The sequence below is a fragment of the Streptosporangium sp. NPDC049376 genome (assembly GCF_044466505.1).
Classification (GTDB): Bacteria; Actinomycetota; Actinomycetes; order Streptosporangiales; family Streptosporangiaceae; genus Streptosporangium.
The window spans coordinates 573792-594243 of record NZ_JBITMT010000003.1 but is presented as its reverse complement, the minus strand read 5'-3'; the positions used below and the strand labels follow the sequence as shown (position 1 = coordinate 594243).

17 protein-coding genes are annotated in these 20452 nt (G+C 71.6%); 9 read left to right on the top strand and 8 right to left on the bottom strand.

The annotated features are described in order from the left end of the window. Positions 1–352: 352 nt before the first annotated feature. Positions 353–1351: a sporulation protein gene (locus ACIBVQ_RS12640; protein ID WP_386196222.1), complete on the top strand. Its 999-nt coding sequence runs from the start codon at positions 353–355 to the stop codon at positions 1349–1351. Between the two features lie 157 nt (positions 1352–1508). On the opposite strand, the gene ACIBVQ_RS12635 is transcribed toward ACIBVQ_RS12640, so the two are convergent. After that, positions 1509–1778, bottom strand: coding sequence for a GlsB/YeaQ/YmgE family stress response membrane protein (locus ACIBVQ_RS12635; protein WP_362917896.1), 270 nt, complete (start codon positions 1776–1778; stop codon positions 1509–1511). Positions 1779–2190: 412 nt separating this feature from the next. On the opposite strand from ACIBVQ_RS12635, the gene ACIBVQ_RS12630 reads away from it, so the two are divergent. From ACIBVQ_RS12630 to ACIBVQ_RS12620, 3 genes are all read left to right on the top strand, one after another. Beyond that, positions 2191–2967, top strand: coding sequence for a GNAT family N-acetyltransferase (locus ACIBVQ_RS12630; RefSeq protein ID WP_362784203.1), 777 nt, complete (start codon positions 2191–2193; stop codon positions 2965–2967). A 365-nt stretch (positions 2968–3332) separates the two neighbouring features. Continuing rightward, positions 3333–4712 carry a xylan 1,4-beta-xylosidase gene (locus tag ACIBVQ_RS12625; protein ID WP_399177374.1) on the top strand — a complete coding sequence of 460 codons (1380 nt, stop codon included), beginning with the start codon at positions 3333–3335 and terminating at the stop codon, positions 4710–4712. Between the two features lie 44 nt (positions 4713–4756). Beyond that, positions 4757–5011, top strand: a complete 255-nt coding sequence (locus tag ACIBVQ_RS12620) for a hypothetical protein (protein ID WP_399177373.1) — start codon at positions 4757–4759, stop codon at positions 5009–5011. Positions 5012–5015: 4 nt separating this feature from the next. On the opposite strand, the gene ACIBVQ_RS12615 is transcribed toward ACIBVQ_RS12620, so the two are convergent. Further along, on the bottom strand, positions 5016–6269 hold the full coding sequence (locus ACIBVQ_RS12615; protein ID WP_399177371.1) for an oxygenase MpaB family protein: 1254 nt from the start codon (positions 6267–6269) through the stop codon (positions 5016–5018). 222 nt (positions 6270–6491) lie between these two features. Next, on the bottom strand, positions 6492–6812 hold the full coding sequence (locus tag ACIBVQ_RS12610) for a YciI family protein (protein ID WP_352015435.1): 321 nt from the start codon (positions 6810–6812) through the stop codon (positions 6492–6494). Positions 6813–6952: 140 nt separating this feature from the next. Between ACIBVQ_RS12610 and ACIBVQ_RS12605 the strand changes: the two genes are divergently transcribed. From ACIBVQ_RS12605 to ACIBVQ_RS12595, 3 genes are all read left to right on the top strand, one after another. Continuing rightward, on the top strand, positions 6953–7609 hold the full coding sequence (locus tag ACIBVQ_RS12605) for a DUF998 domain-containing protein (RefSeq protein WP_399177369.1): 657 nt from the start codon (positions 6953–6955) through the stop codon (positions 7607–7609). A gap of 450 nt (positions 7610–8059) precedes the next feature. After that, entirely contained in the window at positions 8060–9319 is a 1260-nt protein-coding gene (locus ACIBVQ_RS12600) for a hypothetical protein (protein WP_399177367.1), read from the top strand. A gap of 2 nt (positions 9320–9321) precedes the next feature. After that, complete coding sequence (locus ACIBVQ_RS12595; protein ID WP_399177365.1) at positions 9322–11412, top strand: tetratricopeptide repeat protein; 2091 nt, start codon at positions 9322–9324, stop codon at positions 11410–11412. A 9-nt stretch (positions 11413–11421) separates the two neighbouring features. On the opposite strand, the gene ACIBVQ_RS12590 is transcribed toward ACIBVQ_RS12595, so the two are convergent. Continuing rightward, positions 11422–12030 carry a response regulator transcription factor gene (locus tag ACIBVQ_RS12590; RefSeq protein ID WP_399177363.1) on the bottom strand — a complete coding sequence of 203 codons (609 nt, stop codon included), beginning with the start codon at positions 12028–12030 and terminating at the stop codon, positions 11422–11424. A gap of 481 nt (positions 12031–12511) precedes the next feature. Between ACIBVQ_RS12590 and ACIBVQ_RS12585 the strand changes: the two genes are divergently transcribed. Further along, on the top strand, positions 12512–12940 hold the full coding sequence (locus ACIBVQ_RS12585) for a VOC family protein (RefSeq protein ID WP_399177462.1): 429 nt from the start codon (positions 12512–12514) through the stop codon (positions 12938–12940). Positions 12941–12952: 12 nt separating this feature from the next. Here ACIBVQ_RS12585 and ACIBVQ_RS12580 read toward each other — a convergent pair whose 3' ends face one another. From ACIBVQ_RS12580 to ACIBVQ_RS12570, 3 genes are read right to left on the bottom strand one after another with little or no spacing between them, the layout of a single operon-like run. Continuing rightward, on the bottom strand, positions 12953–13804 hold the full coding sequence (locus ACIBVQ_RS12580; RefSeq protein WP_399177361.1) for an alpha/beta fold hydrolase: 852 nt from the start codon (positions 13802–13804) through the stop codon (positions 12953–12955). Next, entirely contained in the window at positions 13797–15002 is a 1206-nt protein-coding gene (locus ACIBVQ_RS12575) for an MFS transporter (protein WP_399177359.1), read from the bottom strand. Before ACIBVQ_RS12575 ends, ACIBVQ_RS12580 begins: the two co-directional genes overlap by 8 nt. A gap of 7 nt (positions 15003–15009) precedes the next feature. Continuing rightward, complete coding sequence (locus ACIBVQ_RS12570; RefSeq protein WP_399177357.1) at positions 15010–16827, bottom strand: penicillin acylase family protein; 1818 nt, start codon at positions 16825–16827, stop codon at positions 15010–15012. Between the two features lie 84 nt (positions 16828–16911). Between ACIBVQ_RS12570 and ACIBVQ_RS12565 the strand changes: the two genes are divergently transcribed. Then, on the top strand, positions 16912–18699 hold the full coding sequence (locus ACIBVQ_RS12565) for a PucR family transcriptional regulator (RefSeq protein ID WP_399177355.1): 1788 nt from the start codon (positions 16912–16914) through the stop codon (positions 18697–18699). A 139-nt stretch (positions 18700–18838) separates the two neighbouring features. Here the strand turns inward: ACIBVQ_RS12565 and ACIBVQ_RS12560 are convergent, their stop codons facing one another. Beyond that, complete coding sequence (locus tag ACIBVQ_RS12560; protein WP_399177353.1) at positions 18839–20005, bottom strand: peptidyl-alpha-hydroxyglycine alpha-amidating lyase family protein; 1167 nt, start codon at positions 20003–20005, stop codon at positions 18839–18841. Between the last annotated feature and the right edge of the window lie 447 nt (positions 20006–20452).

Sequence of the window (20452 nt, the reverse complement as noted above, 5' to 3'; positions counted from 1 at the left end):
ACGCCGTTCATCCCCGAACTCCCCATCGCCGTGCCGACGTGAGACGGTTCCTACCCGCGAAGGCACCCGGACCCAACGCGAGGAGACGCCGCCCGCGCAACCGTCGTCGGAAACCGCCCGACCGGCTCGCCGTACCGGCCACGACCCTGAGGACCACCGCGCCGCTTCGTCAGGGATCCCTGACCGGCCACGACCCTGAGGACCACCGCGCCGTCCTCGTCGGCGACCGCCCGACCCCGCCTCCGGGGCACGGCCGAGGTGGCCTGATCCGGTCTCCGGGAACTCCGGTGGTGACGCGGCCGTTTGGCCGAATGATCACATCTCACAGGCATCGGTAGCAGGAGAGGAAGCCGTGATCTTCAAACGGATGCTGGGAGCCTTCGGTGTCGGAGGTCCCTCGGTGGACACGGTTCTGGCCACCCCGCGTGTACAGCCGGGCGGGACACTGCACGGCGAGGTGCGCATCAAGGGTGGTGACTTCGACGCCGAGATCGAGTATGTCTCGCTCGGCCTGGTCGCCAGGACCGAGTCCGAGCACGGCGACGGAGAGTACGTGGGGCTGGTGGAGTTCCACAACGTCTCGGTCTCCGGGCCGTTCTCCCTGCGCACCGGTCAGGACAGGGTGATCCCCTTCCAGATCACCGTCCCGTGGGAGTCTCCGCTCTCGGAGATCGGCGGGCAGCACCTGCACGGCATGGCCCTGGGGGTGCGCACCGAGCTGTCCATCGCCGCCGCCGTCGACAAGGGCGACATGGACCCGCTGGCGATCGAGCCGCTGGCCTCCCAGGAGGCGGTGCTGCGGGCCTTCTCCCAGCTCGGGTTCCACTTCAAGAGCGCCGACCTGGAGACCGGCCACATCCGTGGCGTCCACCAGCAGCTGCCGTTCTACCAGGAGATCGAGTTCTATCCGCCGCCCGCATACTCGGGGCGGATCAACGAGGTCGAGCTGACCTTCGTCACCAACCCGGGCGGGTTCGACCTCATCCTGGAGGCCGACAAGCGTTCGGGCGGCCACAGCCACGGCGGAGACTCCTTCGCCCACTGGCAGAGCGACCACCACGGGGCGCCGCACCGCGACTGGGCCGGTGAGATCAACAACTGGCTCGCCGCCCTGTCCCACGGCGGTCACGGTGGCTTCTCCGGCCATCACGACCCCTACGCCCACGGCGGGCACCACGACGAGTACCACGGCGGCCATCATGGCGGTCACCACGGCGGCCACCACGGTGGGGGTCCCGGCTGGGGCACGGTCGCGGCGGCCGGAGCGGCCGGTCTGGTCGGTGGTTTCGTCGCGGGCGAGGTCGTCGAGGAGATCTTCGAGGGCGACGACGAGGGCGAAGGCGACTGGTAGGACCGCCGCCCGGCCTGGACGGGCGGTACGGCCTCGAACGACCTCGTCCGGCTTCGGATACGCCCGGCCGTACGGCCTCGGATCCAGGTGGTGAGAGGTGATGTGGCCCCCGCCCTGACACGGGCGGGGGCCACATCTGTTCTCGTGGAAGGGGCGGCTACGACCGGCGCCTGCCGTACTGGCCTGCGGCGAAGGCGACGCCGACCGCGGCCAGGGCGATCTGGATGACGAGCTCGATCCAGTCGACCCCGCGGGTGCTGGCCACGCCGAGCACGGTCGCGATCGCCGTGCCGATCAGCGCGGCGACGACGCCGATCACGACGGTGAGCCAGACCGGGATGTTCTGACGGCCGGGAACGACGAGTCGTCCGAGGACGCCGATCACAAGACCGACGACGATTGCGGAGATGATGCCGGTCACTGCCATGGTGCGCACACTCCTGTGAGCTGCCTCCGACCGGGGGGTGGAGGCGGTCAACCTGACGTCGCGTCAACGACCGGGCGCCCCGTCGCGGTTCCCGGAGTTCTGAGCGCCGCCCCGTGAGGCGGCGGCGCTCAGAAGGTCATCAGGAACTCGTAGACGTTCAGCAACGTCATCAGGATCCACAGAGCGACGGCGGGAAACCGGGCGCGTCTCCACCAGAGACCACCCCCGCCAGACAGAACCACGATGTTCTCTCCCTCGATCGCGGCCCCCCTCCTACTCTGCCCGATGCGCCCGGGGTTCGGGGGCAACGTCATGCAAAGCCACACCGGGTTCCCTCCCGTCCGTGGCCGTCTCCTGAGAGCGATTTCCCGGGCCCCGCGTGTGCTCCGCCCCTCACCGGTACGCTCGGGGTATGATCCGCGACCTTTTGAACGTCTATGACCAGCAGATGCGCGGTGTCCCTCTCAGACCCCCTTCCGGTGTCTCCCACGAGCAGGACGGTCCGGTGCTGCGGGTCGTCGGCGAACACCGGGGGCTGGTGACCGGGCCCCGTGACCTGGGGATCGAGGGCGCGGCTCTGGACACACTGATCGCCAGGCAGCGCGACTACTTCGCGGCGCGCGGTGAGGCGGTCGAGTGGAAGACCCGGGGGCACGACCACCCCGAGGACATCGTGGAACGGCTGGTGAAGGCCGGTTTCCACGCCGAGGAGACCGAGACGGTCATGATCGGCCTGGTGTCCGAGACGGCGGCCGAGCCGGTCCTGCCCGCCGGGGTCGTCCTGCGGGAGGTCCACGACCTGGCCGACCTGCGGCGCATCGCCGCGATGGAGTCCGAGGTGTGGGACACCGACATGGGGTGGCTGGTCGACGACCTCTCGGCGCGGCTGACCACCGCGCCGGACGACATGACCGTGCTGGTCGCCGAGGCCGACGGGCGGGTGGTCTCCGCGGCGTGGCTGGTCTACCGGCCGGGTACGGAGTTCGCCTCGCTCTGGGGCGGTTCGACGCTGGCCTCCTGGCGCGGCAGGGGCATCTACCGGGCGCTGGTCGCCGAGCGGGCGCGCAGGGCGGCCTCACGCGGGGTGCGTTATCTCCAGGTCGACGCCTCCGACGACAGCAGGCCGATCCTGGCCCGGCTCGGCTTCCACGCCGTCACCACGACCACCCCCTACGTCTGGGCTCCCTGACGCCCGGTCGGCGGGAGATCGCCGAGAGCGCCTCGTGGGCGGTCAGCCGGTGCCCGGTCGCGGCCGGGTGGTCGCCGTCGTCGGCGAGCAGGGCGGTTCGCCCCTCCCCGCCGGGGGCACGTACGCTGCTCCCGCCTCCGTCAGGTTCTTCTAAGGGTTTCGTGCGCCAGGACGGCGTGCGGTGACTTTCCTCACTCCTCACGTTATCCATGAGGTCCAACCCCAGGTCAGGCCGTACGGCACGGCGGCGATCACCGGGACCGGCATAACGCTTGCCTGTGAACCATCTCCCGCTTTCTCCGCTTAACCCACGACCATGGAACGCTCTGGACAAAGCGAACAGTGAGTGTCGGATGGAGACCAAGGTGTCATCGGGTAACGCGGGATCGACGTGGCGTCTCCGCGGCCGGGCGATCGCCTCGGCCGCCGCGATCGTCGCTGTGACGCTGGTCGCGGCGGCCTGCTCGACCGGCGGGGAGGAAGGCCCGGCGACCCCCGACGCGCAGCGGTTCAGCGCCCCGCCCGAGGCCTCACCCGTCAAGATCGCCAAGCCTCCGTCGGTCGACCCCGGATGGCCCCGCTGGGGCTTCACCCACACCGGGGTCAGCGCCAACAACATCACCGAACGGTTCGAACGGGACGTGAGCCGGGCGCTCGCCCCGACCCCGCTCCTGCAGAACCAGCACATCATGGGCTTCGGCGCGCTCAACCCCGAGCCCCACCCCGGGGACTACTACTGGGAGGACCTCGACAGCCGGATGAACCTCATGCGGCAGTCCGGCGGCACCCCCGTCATCACGCTCTGCTGCGCGCCCGACTGGATGAAGGGCGGCCCCCAGGGACCGACGGAGGAGTCCGCCTGGAAGGAGCACCTGGAGGACGCCCCCTACCCCGAGCACTTCGACGACTTCGCCGAACTGAGCGCGGCCGTCGCCGCGAGGTACCGCGACGTCAAGTACTTCATGGTCTGGAACGAGCTCAAGGGGTTCTGGAAGGACCACTCCAAGCCCGCCGACTACAAGGGCTACACCGAGCTGTACAACAAGGTCTACGACGCGGTGAAGAAGGTCAGGCCCGACGCCAACATCGGCGGGCCGTACATCGGCTTCGACACCAACCGTGAGGGCGACTCCGAGCTGCGGGGGCCGTGGGGGGTCGTCAACCAGAACGTCCTGGACGCCTTCGACTACTGGTACAAGAACAAGAAGGGCGCCGACTTCGTCGTGGTGGACGGCGCCTCGCTGACCGACGCCCACGAGATGCTGCCCGACGCCTTCGGCGCGCTGGGCAAGTTCAGCGCGGTCACCTCCTGGCTGCGGAAGAAGACCGGGGACATGCCGATCTGGTGGTCGGAGTGGTACTTCGTCCCCGAGGACGGCACCTCGTGGCCCCTGCCCAAGCGGCTTGCCGTACAGGCGGCCTCGATGATCGAGTTCGCCAGGAGCGGCGCGGCGACCGCGCTGTACTGGAACCCGCAGGCCAAAAACGACCCCTGCGACGGCTGCATGTGGGACCCGAAGTCCGGCGCCCTGCTGCCGACCGGCAATCTGGTGAACGACTTCGCCAGGTGGTTCCCCGCCGACGCCAAGCTCCAGGACGTCACCTCCTCCGACCCCGCCGTCCGGGTGCTGGCCCAGCCCCGGCAGCTGGTGATGGTCAACACCACCGAGGAGAAGGTCGACGCGACCGTGGACGGCAGGAAGGTCACCCTCCAGCCCTACGAGGTCAAGTGGAGCGCCCGCTGACCCGGGTCATTCGAGACGGGTCGGCGGGGTGTGGAGCGGTGCCCATGGGCACACTGGCCGGGGCGCTCATCGGCGGCCAGTACGTGGCGGCGAGCCTCGACGTCACCGGAACGGGCGCCTCCGGCCTCGCGGGCGTGGTCGCGGGAGCACTGCTCGCGGGGGCGCTGGCGGCCAACGCGGCGGGGCTGCGGGTCTCGGGACGGCTACAGCTGGTCATGGTGCTGACGCTCGTCGGGCTGCTGGTGGTCGCCGTACTCGGGTTCCGTGCCCGCCCGGCCCTGGCCGTGCGGGGAAGGTAGGCCGCTACGCGCGGTGGTCGCCGTGCGCCTCGGGCAGCCCGCCCACCTGGGCCGGTTGGTCGCGGAAGGTGGAGGCGAGGACGCGTTCCTGGGCGCGGGCGCCCCACTCCTCGACGCGGCGGCGTCCGCCGGGAAGGGCGCCGAGCACGCGGTAACGGAAGGTGTTGCCCACGATCGCGAGGACGGGCGCCCACGGCAGGCGGGCCGGAAGTCCGAGGTCACGCATGCCGGACAGACCGACGAACGCGGTGAGCATGCTCAGGGCGCGGGCCCGCTCGTAGCGCTGGTGCATACGCTCGACCAGGGCGTTCCCGTGGCCGAAGGCGCGCATGCGCTGGGCGTCGACGGTCACGCGGGCCAGGTCCCTGCCCGCCTGGGACTGTTCCCCCGCGGACAGCAGGATGTGGTAGTTCATCCGGTGCCGCACGTTCTCCTCGTCCGTGAGGAAGTCGGGGGCGACGCCCATCAGCCATCCGACGTAGCGCCACAGGTGCATGAGGTCGTCGCGTTGCCTGCGGCTGAGGGGCACCCCCAGCGCGAGGCAGCCCAGGATCACGGCGGCGTCGAACAGGCCCAGCGTTCCCGCCTGGTCGGCCTGGTTGACCGGCAGCCCCCAGCGCCCGCTGTCCCACCGCGGCTCGAACCGTGAGTTGACCAGGGCGTGCATCGCGCGCACGTGGACGGTCAGCCGCCACCCTTCGGCGCCGGGTCGCATGCCGCCGGGCCGGGTGACCTCGTGCGTCCACTTCTGGGTCTCGGCGAGGCGCCTGAGCGTGTTGTCGCCGCCGAGTCCCTCGGTGAGGACGAGGAGGTCGGCCGGTCCGCCGAAACGGTAGCCCCCGATCAGCGACAGGTCCAGAAGCACGTCGTTCGCGTTGCGGCCGAGGTAGCGGAAGGCCACGGCGCCCCGCTCGACCCGATCCCAGTCGACCCATTCGGGCACCTCGACGAGTTCGTCCATGAACCGCCTGAGCGCGGGCGGCAGGTCGTCCGCCCGGTGGGGCGCGTCGCGGAGGGCGGCGGCCACCTGGCGGTGCGTGACACGGCCGGGGTCGCCGGGGGGAAGGCTCATCGCCCCGGCCAGGTCGGCTCCGAGTTCGTCACGCTCCAGCAGGGCGGCGCGGAGCCGTTCCATGAACGACTCGTCGACCTCGGCGCCGACGCGGGTGAGCCGGAGCATCGGACGGGAGATGTCCCGGCCGCGCTGTTCGGCCTCTCGGAAGCGAGTGGGGTGGCGCTCGGTGACAACGGGGGTCATATCCACATTGATAACGCGATAAATCACCCGCATCCAATCCGCATATGCCCGGAATGCGCCTCAGCAGGGACAATGCCGGACCACGGTGTCGTGGCGACCGGCTCGTCGGGAGAGCCTTCGCTCCGCCGAACCGGTTCCGTACGGCCCGCACGTCCTTGATCCGGGGGCCGGACACGACCAGGGCCTTCCCGCGGTGACGGGGAGGCCCTGGTCGGGTGAAGGTCAGGAGAAGACCTGCTGGATGACGCTCTCGCCGTCGCCGACGATCCTGCGGAAACGGCGGGCCAACTCGACCGCCTCCTCCTTGGAGCGCACCTCGACCAGGGCGAACCCGGCCACGGCCTCCTTGGCCTCCGCGAACGGGCCGTCCGTCACGGTGATCTCCCCACCGGAGGAGACCAGCCGTACGCCCGCGGGCTCCAGGCCGCCGGTGGCCAGCAGGACGCCGGCCGCCGTCAGTTCCTCGACGAAGGCCGCCATCTCGGCGTACAGCCGCTCGTCGGGGGCGGTCTCGGAGGGCTTGGTGGTCATCAGGTAGCGCATGGTGGTTCCTCTTTCTCGGTGTGCTGTTCCATTCTCCGCCCCTACGTCGATCGAGCGATGTGACAGGGAACGATGGCGTTCCCTGCCACATCGCTCGTTCGACGTGTCAGCGAAGAACCCGGCGCAGAAAGGCCAACGACATGACCGCCGTCCAGCTCCCCCGCACCACCTCCACCACCGCTCCCGTCACCTCCCGCGCCTCGCTGACCTGCCTGGCCGTCGCCGCTCCGCTGTGGGCGGCCGTCTCGCTGGCCCAGGCCGCGACCCGCGAGGGCTTCGACCTGCTCCGCCACCCGCTGAGCGCGCTGAGCAACGGCTCCCTCGGCTGGCTGCAGATCGCCAACTTCGTCCTCGCCGGGCTCCTGACCGTCGCCGGGGCGAGCGGTCTGCGCCGGGCCCTTGAGGGCGGCCCCGGCGGGCGGTGGGCGCCGCGCCTGGTCCTGGCCTACGGCGTCGGCATGGTCGCCGCCGGTCTCCTCGTCATGGACCCGGGCGACGGCTTCCCGGCCGGCACGCCGTACGGCATGCCGCAGGCGCTGAGCTGGCACGCCTACGGCCACATGGCGGCGGGCACGCTCGCCTTCGGCACCCTGATCGCCGCCTGCTACGTCCTGGGCCACCGCTTCGGCCGTACCGGGGAGCGTGGGCTCGCCGTCGCCTCCCGCGTCGCGGGCACCGCCCTGCTGGCCGGTGACCTGTGGGCCATGACCGGCGGTACGGCCGGCTCCCTGACGCTGGCCGTCGGCGCGATCACGGCGATGCTCTGGATCTCCGTGGTCGCTATCCGCCACCGGTGAGGACTCTCGGGAAGAAAACCGCGGTCCGTGCGGGAAGACACGAACCGCGGTTTCCCGCATATCCCCGGGCGGCTCGCCTCTCGCCGCCCCCGTGGCGCATTGCGAATCTACCTGCGAAAAGAATTCCTACGTATACGCATTTCTCCTGATATCGACAGCTGTTTCTGCCATGCATCCTTTGTCGTGTCGCCGAAAAAACCGGTGACGCCCGTGGCTCCGGCCCCGGGACGTTCTCTTGGAGGAGGAGACATGAAGCCGACCACGAAGATGAAGAAGATCACTGTCCGTCGCGCCGGCGACGTCCGTCTGACCAGCGCCACGTGCTCCTGCCCTTACCCCCAGGCCAACTAGTAGCCGCCGGGTAACGGAACGAGGCTGTGCGCACCGATCCGTGCGCACAGCCATCCGGCCTCTCAGGGACCGGAACGACGGCGGAAGGGTTTGAAGGGCGTGGACGACGTCAGGATCGCTTTCCACGAGCTGAGCTTCGTCTCCGAGGGGGACGACGTGGTGGTCGGCAGGGTGGACGCGGACTCGTACGCGGTGCTGCCCAGCGACGGCGCCGCCCTGCTCAGGGAGATGACCCGGGGCATGCCGCCGGAACACGCCGCGCGGTGGTACGAGGCCACCTACGGCGAGCAGGTCGACATCGACGAGTTCCTTGAGACACTGCACGAGCTGGGGTTCGTCCGCTCCGGCGGTGACTCCGGCGACGGCCCCGACGGTGGCCCCGACGGTGGCCCCGAGGAGAGCACGGCTGACAGGCGGCTGCCGTTCCGCAGGCTGGGGGAGGCCGCCTTCTCCCCCCTCGCGTGGGTGCTCTACGGCGCCGTGTTCTGCGTGTGGCTGTTCACCGCCCTGCGTGACACCGGCATCCTGCCCAGCCCCCACCACATCTTCTTCACCGACTCGCTGCTCGTCGTCCAGTTCGGGATCATCTTCGGGCAGTTGCCGCTGGTCTTCCTGCACGAGGCCTTCCACATGCTCGCCGGGCGGCGGCTCGGGCTGCGCAGCAGGCTCAGCGTCAGCAACCGCTATCTGTACATCGTCTTCGAGACGCAGATGAACGGCCTGCTCAGCGTCGAACGCGGGAAACGCTACCTGCCGTTCCTGGTGGGGATGGTGTGCGACGTCGTCGTCTTCAGCCTGCTCGGCCTGGCCGCGCACCTCACCAGGACCGCCGACGGCGCCTTCTCACTGACCGGGCGGGTCTGTCTCGCGCTGGCCTTCACGGTCCTGATGCGCTTCGCCTGGCAGTTCCAGCTCTACCTGCGCACCGACCTCTACTACGTGTTCGCGACCGCGCTCAACTGCCACGACCTGCACAACGCCAGTACGGCGCTGCTGCGCAACCGGATCTGGCGGCTGCTGCGGCGCCCGGAACGGCTCGTGGACGAGGAGCAGTGGACCGAGTACGACCGCAGGGTCGGCCGGTGGTACGGCCCCTTCATCAGCCTCGGCGTCCTGGCCATGCTGCTCATCACCGTGTTCGGGTCGCTGCCCGTGGCCGTGCAGTACGTCCAGACCGCGCTGAGGAGCATGGAGGGTGGCGTGACGACCCCGGCCTTCTGGGACGGGGCGCTGGGGCTGCTCATCCTCGTGAACTGGTTCGTCACACCGGCCTACCTCGCCCGGCGCAAGCGCAGGCAAGCCCGCCAGGACCGGCCACGGGCGGTCGCCGAGCCGGCAACCACCAAGGGAGTGAACTAGAGATGCCTGCCCACCTGAGGATCGTCGGCGACCGTCGTACCGACCGGCTGCGCCGGGCCACCGAGGAGCCGGACGGCGGGCGCGCCGTCGTCGCCGTGTGCCACCAGCGGCTGCGCGGTCCCTACACGGGCGTCGACACGCTGCTGCGGGCCGTGCTGCCCGAGGCGTACGCCCGCTGGCCCGAACTGGTCGACCGGCACCGGGTCGAGCTGCTCTACGGCGTCCCCGAGCTGGCGGAGCTGGTCGGGGAGGCGCCGCAGCAGCTCGCGTTCAAGGGGCCGTTCGAGGAGCGCACCCGCTTCTACGGCTCCCAGATGATCCGGTGCATGAACCAGGGCATCGTGACGTTCCTCAACGAGCACGCGCGGCGGCTCGCCGAGGCGGGCGACCCGGCGCCGCTCCTGGTGTTCGAGGACGCGCACGCCGCCGAGCCGTCCACCCAGGAGCTCATCGCGCTGCTGCTGCGCAGGTCCGACCCCGGCAGGCTGAGGGTCGTCGTCTCCGCCGTTCCCGTGGCCTCCCTGACCGGGGAGCTCGAAGGGGCGCTGGCCCGCCACGCGGAGACCGTCCAGGCCGTGCCCGGCGAGCCCTCCCCCGACGGGCGGTCCGTTGAGGAGCTGGTCAGGGCGTACGTCATGGCGGACGGCATCAGCGACGACCCGGCCGAGATCGCCGCCTACGAGGCGGCCGACCCGGAGTTCGTCCGGCGGCTGCACGACCTGCGCGCCGAGGAACTGACCCCGGACGCGGACCTGGGGACCAGGATGGGCGCGCTCCCGTACCACCGCGAGCGCGGCGCCGACCCCGGCGGACTGGGCAGGGAGGCCCTCACCGAGGGGCTGCGGATCAGCGCGGAGATCGGCTTCTCCGCGATGACCCTGGACATGGGGCTGCGCGGCAGGGCGGTGACCGACCCGGTCGCCAACGCCGACGACTTCCGCCGGTTCACGGCGCTGGCGGCCAACGCGCTGGTGCCGCTGCATCGCCTCGACGAGTCGTTCGACCTCTACATGGACCTGCGCAGGCGGTACACCGACCCGAACGCGCACATGATCTCCAGCTACGGCATCGCCATGCTGTACACCCGGTTCTTCTCGCCCCGCGACCACGAGACGGCGCTGGCCTGGCAGAACAACGCGGTGGCCATCGCCGCCCTGCTCCCCGACGCCAGGGAGCGCACCCTGCGCCAGGTGTTCAACGACAACGCCCTCGCGCTCATCGAGATGCACCGGGGCAACCTGGAGCACGGCCTCGAACTCATCCGGGTGGGCATCGAACGGCTCGACGCCATGCTGGAACCCGACGAGTGGGTGGTGCACCGCTCGCAGCTGCTCTACAACAGGACCCGGCTGCTGGCCGCGCTCGGCCGGACGGACGAGGCCTACGCCGACTTCACCGTGCTGATCGAGATGGACCCGTACTACACCGACTACCTGTGCGAACGGGCCAAGATCTCACGCAGGCGGGGAGACCTCGACGCGGCGCTCGCCGACTACGACCGGGCGGTCTCCATGGCCCCGCCCTTCCCCGAGCTGTTCTACAACCGGGGCACCGCCCGCGCCGAGGCGGGGGACGCCGACGGCGCGCTGGCCGACTTCGGCTACGTGCTGGAGATGGAGCCGGACGACGTGGCCACCCGGATGCGGCGCGCCGAGCTGCTCCTCGGCCTCGGGGACTTCGAGGCGGCCGAGGCCGATGTCGTCGCGGGCCTCGAACTGCGGCCCGCCGACCCGGAGCTGCTGTGCATGCGGGGCACGATCGCCCTGGAGTACGGCGACGCCGAGCAGGCCGCCCGGTGGCTGGACGCCGCACTCGACGGCGACCCCGGATACGCGGCGGCGCTGGTCAACCGGGCGGTCGCGTCCTTCGAGCTGGGCCGTCCCGCCTCCTCCGTCGAGGACCTGACCCGGGTGCTCGACCTGCTCGGCCCCGACCCCGACGTGCTGCTCAACCGTGGCCTGGCGCACGAGGCCGCGGGCAGCGCCGACCTGGCGCTGCGGGACGTCGAGACCGCGCTCGGGCTGCCCGGTGCCGACGTGGCCGAGCTGGAACCCGTACGGAAGCGGTGCAGACGGCGGCTGGCCGGTGTGTGACCCGTGCGTTCACCTGCCCGTCCCTCGTTCGAAGGAGGCGACGATGCCGAGGCGCTGGGCGAGCAGCACGGCGTTGACCCGGTCGCACACCCCGAGCTTGCGGTAGAGCCGCTCCTGGTGCTTGGTCACCGTGCGCGGCGACAACCCCAGCCTGCGGGCGATGGCCACGGCGCTCAGGCCCGCGCAGAGCAGACGCAGCACGTCGTGCTCCCGGGGGGTGAGCCGTACGTCGGCGGCCGGGTCCGCCGCCCTGGTGATCGCCGTGTACGGCCTGACCAGCGTCTCCAGCGCCTCAAGCCGGGCCTCGCCCAGCGCGGTGCCGCCTGAGCCGATCACCCCGGCCAGCCACTCTCCCGCCGAGTCGGGGGTGACGTCCCAGCACCACAGGTCCTCCTGCCGGGTGAACACCCCCAGCTTCGGCCCGCTCCCGGCCAGCTCGCGCGCCAGGTCCTGCCCGCCGTGGGAGGCGGCCCACAGCAGACGCAGCGTGTCGGCCGGGACGGGATCTCCCTGCCCTGGTTGTCCGGGGTCGCCGGTCTCCGTCCGCGCGAGCGCTGACTCGTTCACCGTCATCGTCGCGGCGAGCATGGCGAGCAACATCGAGACGATTCGATGCACCCGTTCTCCTCCTTGCCTGATGAATGTGCCCTTGGTGAATGCCCCCGGTGCGATTCCACTACTAACCCAGTTCGGGCCCCCCGGCCATATCGCGGGTTGATTTGGGGGCCAAATGGGGGCCGCGTTTATTCCACCTTCCGTGAAAGGGGTTTGACCCGGTCCCGGCGTCGCGTTTTCCGGAAAAACGGGCCCTGCCCAGGGGATTTTCCCCTCTCCCGGCTGACCTGGTTTCTAGAGAAACCGGTGGGGCGTTCGCGATGGGTCACGCGGTCGCGACGGCGGTGACGTATGTCTGGCTCGGCATGGCGCCGGCCGGGGTTGACGCCCTCGTTCGCACGCCCACCACGCCTACATCGCCCTGGAGTCCGTCAAGGTCGTGGCCCTGCTGACGGCGGGGGTCCTGTTACTGTCCTGACGGTGGAAAGCCCGCCGTCCCCGGGGCAGACGGCCGCGACGAAGGAGGACCACCGTGATCGAACGGATGGACAACGTCGGCATCGTCGTCGAGGACCTCGACGCCGCCATCGCGTTCTTCACCGAACTCGGCATGGAACTTGAGGGCAGGATGCTGATCGAGGGGGCCTGGGCGGCCCGTGTCGTCGGGCTCGACGACGGCATGCGGTCCGAGATCGCGATGATGCGCGTCCCCGGCGGCCACGGCAGGCTTGAGCTGGCGAAGTACCACACCCCGGCGGAAATCCGCCCGGAGCCGGAAAGGGCGCCGGTGAACACGCTGGGGACGCACCGTGTCATGTTCGCCGTCACGGACATCAACGACACCCTCGACCGGCTGCGCGCCCACGGCGCCGAACTCGTCGGCGAGGTGACGCGCTTCGAGGACAGCTACCTGCTCTGCTACCTCCGTGGCCCGTCGGGCATCATCGTCGCCCTGGCCGAACAGATCGGCTGATCTCCCGAGGGGTCAGCCGACCAGTTTGAGGATCTCCTCGGCGACCAGGCCGGGCTCGTCCTGGGGGACCATGTGGCCGGAGCGTTCGGCCAGGACGTGACGGCCCAGGGGCTGGGCCTCGGCGAGTTTCCTGTGGGCGGCGACCAGCGCGGGGCGGAAACGCCTCTCCACCTTGCTCGGGGAGAGCGCGCCGCTGATCGCCGTGACCGGGACCGGCGGCAGCGCCGCCCCCGAGTCGCGCAGGCGGGCGAGGCCGCCGGCGAGCGCGGCGTACTCGGCGCGGGTGGTGCGCAGCTCGGCCACGCTGGTCATCTCGGCCAACGCCTCCTGCCGCATCTCCCGGGGGAACAGCGCGAGGACGCGGCGCAGCTCCGCCGGGACGACCTTGACGCCGAGGCGCGCCAGGCCGATCACGACGGACTGCATGGCCATGGTCATGGCCCGCACGCTTCGCCAGTAGTAGAAGTCGAGGTCCTCGACGGCCTGGTCGACGAGCACGAGCCCGGCGACCCGGCCGGGGTTGGCGGCGGCGTAGGAACGGATGATCGGGCCGCCCAGACTGTGCCCGGCCAGGATGTAGCGCTCCTCGCCCAGGGCGTCCAGCAGGTGCCCCAGGTCCTCGACCATGCGGTCCAGGTCACGGCGGTGCGCGTCGCGGTCGCTGCGGCCGAACCCGGCCCGGTCGTAGGCGACGACCCTGGTGCGTTCGGCGACCAGGGGCATGACCAGCCCCCACTCGACCCGGGAGGCGCCGAGCCCCGATTCGAGGACGACGACGGGCCGCCCCTGCCCCTGACTGACGTGGTGCAGCCGCCGTCCGTCCGGCAGGGTCGCGTACCCCTGCTCTCCGAAGACACTAGACATTGACGTTCTCCTCCCGGACGGGAACCAGCTCAGCACGGATGGTACGGGCCGTCGAGGCGATGAGGACCCCGGCGAGCAGGCCGGGCAGGGCGATCGAGGCGACCGCCCCCGCCGTGCCGTACGTCCTCTCCACGGTGTTCAGCAGCGCGGCCCCGGCCAGGCCGCCGATCGCCAGGCCCACCCCGAACAGGCTGGCCATGTAGCTGCGCCTGGCCGGACCGGTGACCGCGATCATGATCAACGTGACCATCGGGACGATCATCGGCGTCAGGACCAGGCCGGTGAAGAAGGCCAGTAGCGTCAGGGGCAGGACCGGGGCCGCCGCGCCCGCCGCGAAGGCCAGCGCGGAGCAGGCGATGATCCGGGCGGCGACGACCGGCACCCTCCCGGGGTCGGCCTGGAAGATCGCGTCGAGCCGCCTCCCGAAGGAGACCAGCGCGACGACGGCCCCGGCCGAGGAGACCGCCGTGAACAGGCCCCGCACGTCGGTCTCCATGCCCCAGCGTTCCTTGAGGTGGACCGACAGGAACGTCGCCGCCGGGACCAGGAGCATGCCGTAGGCGACGAAGGCGGCGAAGACCCTGCGCAGCGTCGGCGAGCGCAGCGGGCTCCCGTCCGGCGTCATCTCCTCGCGCCGCCCGATCCCCGGGTCCCGCAGCCGCAGCGCCGACAGGCAGCCGAGCATCGACAGCACGCCGAGCACCGCGTAGACCGCCCGCCAGTCCAGGCCGAACCAGCCGGACAGCGCGGAGACCGTCAACGGGCTCAGGATCGCCCCGGCGGGCATCGCGGCGCCGTACAGGGCCAGGACCCTTCCCCGTACGGCGGGCGGGTAGACGTCGGCCAGCAGCGGGGAGTGCAGCGCGATCTGGCTGCCGTTGGCCAGCCCGCTGACCAGCAGCAACGCGCCCAGAGTCCAGATGTCCCCGGCGAAGGAGATCGCGAAGGTCGACCCGCTCCAGACGAGGCCGGTGACGATGGAGACCAGGGCGCGGATCGGACGACCCCTGACCACGGCCGACATCAGGAACGGCGCCACCCCGACGGCCAGCAGCTGGATCGCGAGCAGGGAGGTGAGGGTGCCGGTCGAGACGCCGAACGAGCTCGTGATGTCCGGGGCGAGCACGCTGAGGGCCTGGTTCACGAACGCGTCGGTGATCGCCAGCATGCCGACGGCGAAGACGGGATAGAGCCTCATGCGGGCCTCATGACGGGTCGAAGACGATCGGCTTGACCTCACCCCGGCTGTACAGCGCGGCCTGGCCCGGCATCGCGACGCTCCAGGAGCGCATGCCGTCCCCGCCCAGGGCGACGATCCGCAGGCAGGGGCCGCCGGCGAAGGCCGTACCGCCCGCGTAGTAGGTCGAGCGCAGGGAGACGTCGAGCCCGAGCGCCCCGCCCCGGCCCGGCGCCCCGGTCGGCAGCCGGTGCCCCTCCCCGTAGACCTCGTACGTCCGGGAGGCGGCCCGTTCGACGGCGCCGAGGAGGTCCTCGTCGTCGGAGATCCGTTCCCGCCAGGCGACCCAGGCCGTGGCGTCCGCCGAGTCCGGGGCGGCGTGGCCGTCGAAGGCGAGCAGCCGGTGCAGCAGCCTCCGGTGCTCGGCGGGCCAGGCGCCGACCCGGCCGAACTCGGCGGCGGCGGCCTCGCGGAGCCTGGCCTGCCAGACCCCGGTGTCCGGCCACCTGTCGTCGAGCGCCCACGCGGTCACCTCCTCCAGGCTCACGGAGAAGGCCCTGGGCAGCAGTTCGGCCAGTCGCCTGCCCCGGCTGGTGTCGCGGCCCGGCTCGTCGTTGAAGACGTCCGGGTGCCAGCGCTCCGGCGCCAGGGCCGGGTCGGGGGTGACGGTGTCGGGGGCCGTGTTGCAGTTCTGCAGGTAGCCGGAGGCCGGGTTGACGATCCGCACCAGGTCGGCGGCGGGCCTGACGCCGAGCCAGGCGGTGGCCGAGGTGTTGCCGTCGAGCACTCCCCCGCCCTGCCCCGGGGGCCTGAGCGGCACCCGCCCGGTGCGCTGGTAGAGGCAGTCGCCCGAGGCGTCGGCTGCCAGCACGTTCTGCGGCGGGAAGGCGCACGCGTCGAGCGCCGCGCTCAGTTCCCCCACGTCGCGGGCCCGCACCATGGCCGCGAACTGCCGCTCCGTCTCCCCGGCCAGCCCCATGTACGGCGTGCACACCACGTAGACCGCCTCGGCGTCCCTGGCCAGGACGGGCGCGACCACGCCGTTGTGCACGACGTACTCGTGGCCCTCGTGCCGCAGGACCTCCCTGGGCTCCCCGTCGTGGAGGTAACGGTCGCCCTGGACGACGATCCGGTAGGCGTCGGAGACCCTCGGACCCCCGGTGGTCAGCCCCCAGGCGCAGGTCCGGTTGTGGGCCAGCGGCGGCAGCATGGCCCCCAGGAAGCAGAAGCCCGCGTAGTGCAGGTCACCGGCCCTGACGACGGCCTCGTGCATGGCGAACGCGCCGCCGAAGGGCAGGTGCGGGTCGCTGACCACGAACGTCTCACCGGTCGCGGTCCGCCAGGGCCGTACCACCCAGGCGTTCGAGCCGAGCGGGGCGTAGCCGACGTCCTTCTCCGAGGCCGGTTCGTTCGAGAGCACCCCGGCGGCGCGCAGCGCCTCGACGCCGTCGGTGATGATCCAGAACAGCATCACCATCCGGTTGACGCCGATGGGCAGGGCGGCCTCAAGCGGCGGGGCCCAGTCGGGGACCCGCTCGGGGTGCTCCTCCATCCACGCGCCGATCCCGGCCACGAACGCCTCGTAGCAGGTCCGCAGGTCACCGGGCATGGACTCAAGTCCCCGCCTCGCCTCTTCGAGCACCTGCCAGCGCCGGTGCACGGCGTCGCGCTCCGGCTCGCCGAGTTCGCCGCGGACGAGGAGGTACTGCCTGAGCACGCCGTGCAGATCGTCCCGCGCCTGCGCGTACCCGAGCCCGAAGTAGGCGGCGGGCTCGGTGGAGGCGTCGATCAGCGGCGTGCCGTACGCGTCCCGGAGAACCCGCACTGAGCCCCAGGAATTGTCCATGCGTTAACCATGGGTGAAGAATGTCCGGAATTCCTTGGCCGATCGGACGAGGAATCACCCCGGGTGTTGGCCGATACTGCACGGATGAACCAGGTCGAGTACCTCGAACCGTCACTCGCCCAGGTGGTCGAGCGGATCGGCACCCGCTACGTGACGGTCGTCGGCGCCCCGCGTGGAGTCGAGGTCCCGGTCTCCGGGCCCGCGATCCACGATCCGCTGAGTTCCGTACCGCCCCGCCCCGGGTCGATGGTGCTGCTGGTCGGGCTGACCGCCGGGTCCCCCGAGGCCGCCGCGACACTGCGCGGACTCGGCGGGGCCACGGCCGCCGTGCTGCGGGCCGACGCGCGGGACGCCGCGCCGCTGGCCGAGGCCGCCGCCCAGGCGGGGGTCGCGCTGGTCGCGCTGGAGTCGGCCATGTCCTGGAGCCACCTGCACACGCTGGTCGAGGAGACCGTCCTGCTCGGCGAGAACCTGGTCGCGGCGCCGGGCGGCGACCTGGGCAGCGTCCCGGTCGGCGACCTGAACACGCTGGTCAACCTGATCGCCGAGACCCTCGACCGGCCGGTGGGGATCGTGGACACCCAGTGGCGGCTGCTGGCCTACTCGGCCGTACCCGGCCAGGTCAACGACGACCTGCAACGCGACGTCATCCTGAACCGGGTCGTGCCCGAGCGCAACGCCCCACGGGAGACCAGGCGGCTGCTGCTGACCACCGGCCGCGCGCTGCGTTTCCTCACCAACGCGCCCTACGACACCGCCGACCACACGATCTGGCGGGTCGGGGCGGGTATCCGCGGTGGCCAGGAACCCCTCGGCATGCTGTGGGTCCTCGAAGGACGTGACCAGCTTCCCGACGACAGGCTCGTCCTGGTCGAGGAGTTCGCCCGGCTGGCGGCGGCGCACCTGCTGCGGGCGCGCACGGCCAGGACGGCCGACCGGGAACGCCACGGCGAACTGGTCGGACAGGCCCTGGACGGCACCAACCCGCGGACCGCCTGCCGTCGCCTCGGTCTCGACCCGGACGCGGGGATCGCGGTGCTGGCCGTGGCCGGGCTCTCCCTCGGCGCCGACGACCCGCCCGGGGAACACCTGCTCGACGGGGTCGCCACCTACTTCGACGCCTACCGGCGTTCGGCGGCCTGCGTGCTGCGCGCCGAGACCGTCTACTGCCTGGTCCCGACGCCGGACCTGACGGCGCTCAGGGAGATCGCCGCCGACCTGGTCCGGCAGCTCGGCAGGCGCGGGCGGCTGGTCGCCGCGATCGGCGGGCGGGTCCCGGCTGAGGCGCTGCCGCGTTCCCGCCGCGAGGCCGACCTCGCACTCGCCGCCCTACGCGCCTCGGCCGCCGACCCGGGTGCGACGGCCGGATCGGGTACGGCGGGCACGGCGGCCGGATCGGGTACGGCGGTCGGATCGGGTACGGCGGTCGGATCGGGTACGGCGGTCGGATCAGGTACGGCCGGCGGCCCGGGTTCGGCGGTCGGCACGATCGACGAGGTTCGCGCGGCGGCGACGCTCATCGAGCTGCGCGCGCTCCTGGAGGACCATCCCGGCCTGCTCCTGCACGAGGCGGACCCCGCCCTGCCCACCGGGACGCCCTCCTCGGGAACCCCGTCCTCAGGAGCACCGTCCTCAGGAGCACCGTCGTCGGGGGCCCTTTCGGGAGCACGGTCTTCGGGAGCGCTGTCGGAGACGGCCGAGTCGGCGTTGGCCTGGATCGAGAGCCACGGGGACGTCCGGGCCGCCGCCCGGCGGCTTGGCGTGCACCCCAACACGCTCCGCTACCGCGTCCGCAAACTCGCCGCCGACGGCCTCGACCTGTCCGACCCCCAGACCCGCCTGGTCACCTGGCTGCGCCTGCGCCTCCTGTGACGGTCGCGCTTCCTGCGACGACCGTGCCGGGATCCAGCCGGTCCGGAACGGCTGTGCGAAGATCCAACCGGCCTGGGACGACTGTGCCAGGGCCCAGCCGCCTGGGGCGGCTACGCGAAGGTTCAACCGGTCTGGGCGTTCAGCGGGGAGCCCAGCGCCACAGTGGCGGGCCGTTGAGGGCGGCGACGTAGATCTCGCCCGCCGGGCCGACCGCGAGCTGGTGGGGGTCGGCGTCCTGGTCCGCCAGCGCCCAGCGCCGCGTCACCGACCCGTCCCCGGCGAGGGCGACGACGTAGCCGCGGTGCCGCCCGCCCTCCTCGTCCAGGGCGTCACCCCCGTCGAGCACGTACAGCACGTCACCGGGACCGACCGCCACGTCGTACGGCCTGCCGATCGCGGCCGAGGAGTGGGTGGCCAGGTGCCGGCCGTCGGCGGAGAAGACCTGCACCCGCGCGTTGCGCCGGTCGGCGACCACGACGTCACCGTTGCCCCGCAGCGCGATCCCGTGCGGGATGGAGAAGGCGCCGTCACGATCTCCCAGCTCGCCCCACGCCCCGGCGAACCGCCCGTCGGCGTCGAACACCCCCACCCTGGAGTTGCGGTAGCCGTCGGAGACGAAGGCCCGTCCGTTCCCTCCGGCCACCACGTCGGTCGGCCTGGCGAAGATGTAGGGGTCCCCGGTGCAGCGCAGGTTCGTCAGCGTGTTCCGTACGGCCAGGCAGGTGTCGAGGCCGAAGCCGTAGTCATGCCCGATCGTCCGTTCGAGCCGCCCGTCCCCGGTGAACACCGTGACGTGGTTGGTCGTCACGTCCGTGACCCACACCCGGCCCTTCCCGTCGACCGAGACGCCGTGCGGGGAGGCGAACATCCCCGCTCCCCAGGATCGCGTGACCTCCCCGGTGCCCGCGTCGAGGACGACGACCGGATCGACGTCCATCATCCGGTCCGCCGCGAACGCCCCGCCGCCCCGGTGCAGCAGCAACACCTCACCCGTTCCGGTCACCGCGACCCCGGACCCGATCGTGACCTCGGCGGGCGCCCGTCCCCACGGCGTCAGCGTCGAGCCCGGTGGAACCGTACGGTCGACGGCCTCGGAGACCACGGCCCCCCGGGGCGGGTTCCCGCGCAGGAACAGCCCGGCGGCCCCGGCGGCGAGCAGCGGTACGGCGGCCAGCAGGACCCGCCTGCGAACCCGCCCTCCCCGGGAGGGGTCGCCACCTCGGGAGGTGGCACCGTCCCGAGGGGAAAGGCCGTCGCTTCGCGAGGCCGCGCCGTTCTGGAAGGTCGTGCCGCTCTGAGGGACCATGCCGTTCCGGCAGGAGGGGCCACCGCTTCGGGAGGCCGTACCGCCCTGGGAGGCATTCTGAGGGGCGGCGTCGTTCTGAAGGGAGGCGTTCTGAGGGGCGGCGTCGTTCTGAGGAGAGGCGTTCTGGGGGGTGGCGTCGCGCATAGCCATGGGGCTCGCTCCGGGGGGTACGGGCGCCCCGGCCGTGGCGGGGCGCACACGGACCGGGTCACGTGTGCGCCCAGTGTCGGCCCCGTCACCGGGGAACCGCCATCGGGGACCTCCCCGATCATCCGGTCAGGGAGGTCCCGATGTGCGCGGCGGAGAACCTCCCAGCGCACGATGGTCGGAACCGGCGATTTTGAGGAAATCGAGGCGCCGAAGACGCCGACGACCGGGCGGATGATTCCGCCGCGCCGGTCTCCGGGTGAGCCAGAACGGCGTGGACGACCATCGCACGACGGGAAT